Origin of the sequence: Mucilaginibacter phyllosphaerae (assembly GCF_004378255.1) — a bacterium.
Taxonomy (GTDB): domain Bacteria; phylum Bacteroidota; class Bacteroidia; order Sphingobacteriales; family Sphingobacteriaceae; genus Mucilaginibacter; species Mucilaginibacter phyllosphaerae.
In genome coordinates this window covers 1-5918 of the sequence record NZ_SNQG01000010.1, presented here as the reverse complement: position 1 = coordinate 5918, position 5918 = coordinate 1, and the positions used below count along the sequence as shown (strand labels likewise).

The 5918-nt window shown below is 47.9% G+C and carries 2 tRNA genes and 3 rRNA genes; all 5 read left to right on the top strand.

The features are described from left to right. Positions 1–171: 171 nt before the first annotated feature. The 5 genes from E2R65_RS19455 to rrf all read left to right on the top strand — a co-directional run bounded on the left by E2R65_RS19455 (position 172) and on the right by rrf (position 5742). Positions 172–1693: ribosomal RNA gene (locus tag E2R65_RS19455) — 16S ribosomal RNA — on the top strand. A 228-nt stretch (positions 1694–1921) separates the two neighbouring features. Further along, positions 1922–1996 (top strand) — tRNA-Ile (locus E2R65_RS19450). 89 nt (positions 1997–2085) lie between these two features. Continuing rightward, a tRNA-Ala gene (locus E2R65_RS19445) sits at positions 2086–2159 on the top strand. Positions 2160–2455: 296 nt separating this feature from the next. Then, positions 2456–5337, top strand: a 23S ribosomal RNA gene (locus E2R65_RS19440). A gap of 293 nt (positions 5338–5630) precedes the next feature. Further along, positions 5631–5742, top strand: a 5S ribosomal RNA gene (gene rrf, locus E2R65_RS19435). Together the 16S, 23S and 5S rRNA genes with 2 tRNA genes alongside form the textbook arrangement of a ribosomal RNA operon. Positions 5743–5918 lie beyond the last annotated feature (176 nt).

The window sequence follows — 5918 nt, the reverse complement described above, 5'->3', positions numbered from 1 at the left end:
AGTTCTTAAAAGAGATAGAGAATAAATTATGCAGCGTAACAGCGGGAGGTTTAGACTAACCGGGAGTTAAGCATTAAAGACGAGTTCAGTTGGGATAATGTAAGAGAATATTTTTTTTTACAAGTTTCTATTGATTGAGTTAATAGGGCTTGGATATGAACAACACATTATACAATGGAGAGTTTGATCCTGGCTCAGGATGAACGCTAGCGGCAGGCCTAATACATGCAAGTCGAACGGGATTTGGGAGCTTGCTTCTGATGAGAGTGGCGCACGGGTGCGTAACACGTATGTAACCTACCTTAATCTGGGGGATAGCCTCTCGAAAGAGAGATTAACACCGCATAACATCATATGACAGCATTGTTAAATGATCAAATATTTATAGGATTAAGATGGGCATGCGGAACATTAGCTAGTTGGTAAGGTAATGGCTTACCAAGGCTACGATGTTTAGGGGATCTGAGAGGATGACCCCCCACACTGGTACTGAGACACGGACCAGACTCCTACGGGAGGCAGCAGTAAGGAATATTGGTCAATGGGCGGAAGCCTGAACCAGCCATGCCGCGTGCAGGAAGACGGCCCTACGGGTTGTAAACTGCTTTTGTACCGGAATAAACCTTGATATGTATATCGAGCTGAATGTACGGTAAGAATAAGGATCGGCTAACTCCGTGCCAGCAGCCGCGGTAATACGGAGGATCCAAGCGTTATCCGGATTTATTGGGTTTAAAGGGTGCGTAGGCGGCCTGTTAAGTCAGGGGTGAAAGACGGTAGCTTAACTATCGCAGTGCCTTTGATACTGATGGGCTTGAATACACTTGAGGTAGGCGGAATGTGACAAGTAGCGGTGAAATGCATAGATATGTCACAGAACACCAATTGCGAAGGCAGCTTACTAAAGTGAGATTGACGCTGAGGCACGAAAGCGTGGGGATCAAACAGGATTAGATACCCTGGTAGTCCACGCCCTAAACGATGAATACTCGATGTTGGCGATATACGGTCAGCGTCTAAGCGAAAGCGTTAAGTATTCCACCTGGGGAGTACGCCCGCAAGGGTGAAACTCAAAGGAATTGACGGGGGCCCGCACAAGCGGAGGAGCATGTGGTTTAATTCGATGATACGCGAGGAACCTTACCCGGGCTTGAAAGTTAGTGAATGAGACAGAGACGTCTCAGTCCTTCGGGACACGAAACTAGGTGCTGCATGGCTGTCGTCAGCTCGTGCCGTGAGGTGTTGGGTTAAGTCCCGCAACGAGCGCAACCCCTATGTTTAGTTGCCAGCACGTTAAGGTGGGGACTCTAAACAGACTGCCTATGCAAATAGAGAGGAAGGAGGGGACGACGTCAAGTCATCATGGCCCTTACGTCCGGGGCTACACACGTGCTACAATGGATGGTACAGCGGGCAGCTACCTGGCAACAGGATGCCAATCTCGTAAAGCCATTCACAGTTCGGATCGGGGTCTGCAACTCGACCCCGTGAAGTTGGATTCGCTAGTAATCGCGTATCAGCAATGACGCGGTGAATACGTTCCCGGGCCTTGTACACACCGCCCGTCAAGCCATGGAAGCTGGAAGTGCCTGAAGTGCGTAACCGTAAGGAGCGTCCTAGGGTAAAGTCGGTAACTGGGGCTAAGTCGTAACAAGGTAGCCGTACCGGAAGGTGTGGCTGGAATACCTCCTTTCTGGAGCATTATCCAAAGACGGCTCGTCAGCCGCATAACAGTAAAACTGTTACCTGCATGATTATTTTCTTATTATTCTCTAAAAAAAACAACCCGGAAGATGAAGCCATCAGTGGTGTAACCATGAGCGTGGCAAGATTGTAAGTAATTACGATTGACGATTGACGAATGACGATTGAAACGGAAACAGGAAAATCAAAGATCGTACATCCAGATCCGAAAACACACAGTCCTGTAGCTCAGTTTGGTTAGAGCACTACACTGATAATGTAGGGGTCAGCAGTTCAAATCTGCTCGGGACTACGAGAGGCGGTAGAATAGAGAATGGGGAATAGAGATTAGTTTTAACTACTCACTAATCAACCATTCACTAAATCAACCAACATCTGAAAGGGGGATTAGCTCAGCTGGCTAGAGCACCTGCCTTGCACGCAGGGGGTCAACGGTTCGAATCCGTTATTCTCCACGATGCGGTGGCACATCAGTTCACTGGTTCATCAGTTCATTGGTTTTACTAATGAACGAATGAACTACAAAACGAATGGACTACAGCAAAACGTTCTTTGACATATTGGAAGAAGTAAAAAAGAAGAGAAAACAACAGTAGAGACGTTGTTTGGCTTTAGACCTTGAAAAAGGGGATTAGAGATAAGGGACAGATAGCTTCGGCAGGAAGTCTTGGTTCTTGATTCTTATATCGAGACTCTAAACGAACGACAATCAAAAAGCATACAGTACTGAGCAAAAGCAGTACAAGTATAGAAGAAAGTAAGAAAGGGTACACGGGGGATGCCTTGGCTCTCAGAGGCGATGAAGGACGTGATAAGCTGCGATAAGCTGCGGGGATCAGCAAATATGAATTGATCCGCAGATTTCCGAATGGGGAAACCTAATTAGTTGAAGACTAATTGCATAAATGCGCAAACCTGCTGAACTGAAACATCTAAGTAAGCAGAGGAAGAGAAAATAATAATGATTTCCTGAGTAGTGGCGAGCGAAAGGGAAGAAGCCCAAACCTATCATGTTACGGCATGGTAGGGGTTGTAGGACCACAACATGAATATCAGAATGAACCGGAAGGGGGTGGGAAACCCCGCCATAGAGCATGAGAGCTGCGTACGGGTAAGTAAAGATAGGATAGTGGGATCCTGAGTACCGCGAGGTCGGAGACGCCTTGTGGGAATCAGCCGGCACCATCCGGTAAGGCTAAATACTCCTGAGAGACCGATAGTGAACCAGTACCGTGAGGGAAAGGTGAAAAGAACCCCGAACAGGGGAGTGAAATAGAACCTGAAACCGTGTACTTACAAGCGGTCGGAGCAGACAAGTTCTGTGACGGCGTGCCTTTTGCATAATGAGCCTACGAGTTACTCCTCTCTGGCAAGGTTAAGTGTTTCAGACACGGATCCGAAGCGAAAGCGAGTCTGAATAGGGCGTACAGTCAGAGGGGGTAGACGCGAAACCTTGTGATCTACCCATGGACAGGTTGAAGGTGCCGTAACAGGTACTGGAGGACCGAACCGATAAACGTTGAAAAGTTTCCGGATGATCTGTGGGTAGGGGTGAAAGGCTAATCAAACTGGGAAATAGCTCGTACTCCCCGAAATGTTTTTAGGAACAGCGTGGTGGTAAAGTTATACAGAGGTAGAGCTACTGATTGGGTGCGGGGGAGTCAAATCCTACCAAATCCAGACAAACTCCGAATGCTGTATAATATACACTGCAGTGAGGCTATGGGTGCTAAGGTCCATGGCCGAGAGGGAAAGAACCCAGACCATCAGCTAAGGTCCCCAAATTAACGCTAAGTTGAACTAACGAGGTCCGATTGCACAGACAGCTAGGATGTTGGCTTGGAAGCAGCCATTCATTTAAAGAGTGCGTAACAGCTCACTAGTCGAGCGATCGGGCATGGATAATAAACGGGCATTAAGCGTTATACCGAAGCTATGGATTACATATTTATATGTACTGGTAGGGGAGCATTCTATTATCCGGCGAAGCAGGAAAGACAATTGACTGTGGAGGTGATAGAAAAGCAAATGTAGGCATAAGTAACGATAAGGCGGGAGAGAAACCCGCCCACCGAAAGACTAAGGTTTCCTGATCAACGCTAATCGGATCAGGGTTAGTCGGGGCCTAAGGTGAAGCCGAAGGGCGTAGCCGATGGATAACTGGTTAATATTCCAGTACTTTTTATAACTGCGATGCGGTGACGGAGTAGTGACACTGACGCGAACTGACGGAATAGTTCGTTAAAGGCCGTAGGTATAGGGCGTGTAGTTAAGTACGCATGCTTTGCTGAAAGCTGATAGTACACTGAGCCTTCGGGTAAGGTGATAGTTCAGGTAATCAGACTTCCAAGAAAACCCGCTAAGCTTCAGGTTATAAAAACCCGTACCGTAAACCGACACAGGTAGTCGAGGAGAGGATCCTAAGGTGCTCGAGTGAATCATGGCTAAGGAACTCGGCAAAATGGCCCTGTAACTTCGGGAGAAGGGGCGCTGGTAGCAATATCAGCCGCAGTGAAAAGGCCCAGGCGACTGTTTAACAAAAACACATGGCTTTGCAAAATCGAAAGATGACGTATAAGGCCTGACACCTGCCCGGTGCCGGAAGGTTAAGAGGGGATGTTAGGGTTAAACCGAAGCATTGAATCGAAGCCCCGGTAAACGGCGGCCGTAACTATAACGGTCCTAAGGTAGCGAAATTCCTTGTCGGGTAAGTTCCGACCTGCACGAATGGTGTAACGATCTGGGCGCTGTCTCAGCCATGAGCTCGGTGAAATTGTGGTATCGGTGAAGACGCCGGTTACCCGCAACGGGACGGAAAGACCCCATGCACCTTCACTACAACTTAACATTGATATCGGATACAGGATGTGTAGGATAGGTGGGAGACTGTGATCTGGCTTCGCTAGGAGTCAGTTAGTCAACGTTGAAATACCACCCTTTCTGTATTTGGTGTCTAACCCGGTAATGCCGGGGACATTGTTTGGCGGGTAGTTTGACTGGGGTGGTCGCCTCCAAAAAGGTAACGGAGGCTTTCAAAGGTAAGCTCAGTACGCTTGGTAACCGTACGCGGAGTGCAATAGCATAAGCTTGCTTGACTGTGAGGCAGACAAGCCGAGCAGGGTCGAAAGACGGATATAGTGATCCGGTGGTTCTGCATGGAAGGGCCATCGCTCAAAGGATAAAAGGTACGCTGGGGATAACAGGCTGATCTCCCCCAAGAGCTCATATCGACGGGGAGGTTTGGCACCTCGATGTCGGCTCGTCACATCCTGGGGCTGGAGAAGGTCCCAAGGGTTGAGCTGTTCGCTCATTAAAGTGGCACGCGAGCTGGGTTCAGAACGTCGCGAGACAGTTCGGTCCCTATCTGTTGTGGGCGTTGGAAGTTTGAGTGGGGCTGACCTTAGTACGAGAGGACCGGGTTGGACTAACCTCTGGTGAATCTGTTATGCCGCCAGGTGTACTGCAGAGTAGCTACGTTGGGAATAGATAAGCGCTGAAAGCATCTAAGTGCGAAACTAGCCACAAGATGAGACTTCCATTGAGGATCGTAGCAGACTACTACGTTGATAGGTTACAGATATAAAGGTGGTGACATCAAAGTCGAGTAATACTAATCATCCGAAGCTTTCTCATAGCAGGTAATGAATGTGATCAGAGATCAGATGAACAGTGTTTAGGCAACTAATCACCGATCTCCGGCCTCTGGTCACTCAACACAAAGCTGTTGTTTTCTCTCCCGATTACTTCTTTCAATTATGTTTAAGTTTGATGGTTCATTAGTTCAATGGTATCATTGGTTCATTAGTATCCAACGGTTACTTAACTAAAGAGCAGCAAACAAAATAAAAAATATTAGATCAGAGGATCATCCTCAGGACATTCATACCCATGAACAACTGAACAAATGAACCAATGAACAAAAATATTCAGGTGCCTATATCGGCGGTGTCCACCTCTTCCCATTCCGAACAGAGAAGTTAAGCCCGCCAGAGCCGATGGTACTGCAGTAAAATGTGGGAGAGTAGGTCGGTGCCCAATCTTAAAGTTAAACCCGTTATCCCAAAGATAACGGGTTTCTTTGTTTAAAATCCATTCTACATCCGCAGATTCGCACACCTGCACATCTACCCCGCCGTTCACGTTCACGCGGCGTGAACACCGTGAACAGAACGTAAATACCTGCGGATCAGACCGTTCGTAAATCCGCCCCCTCC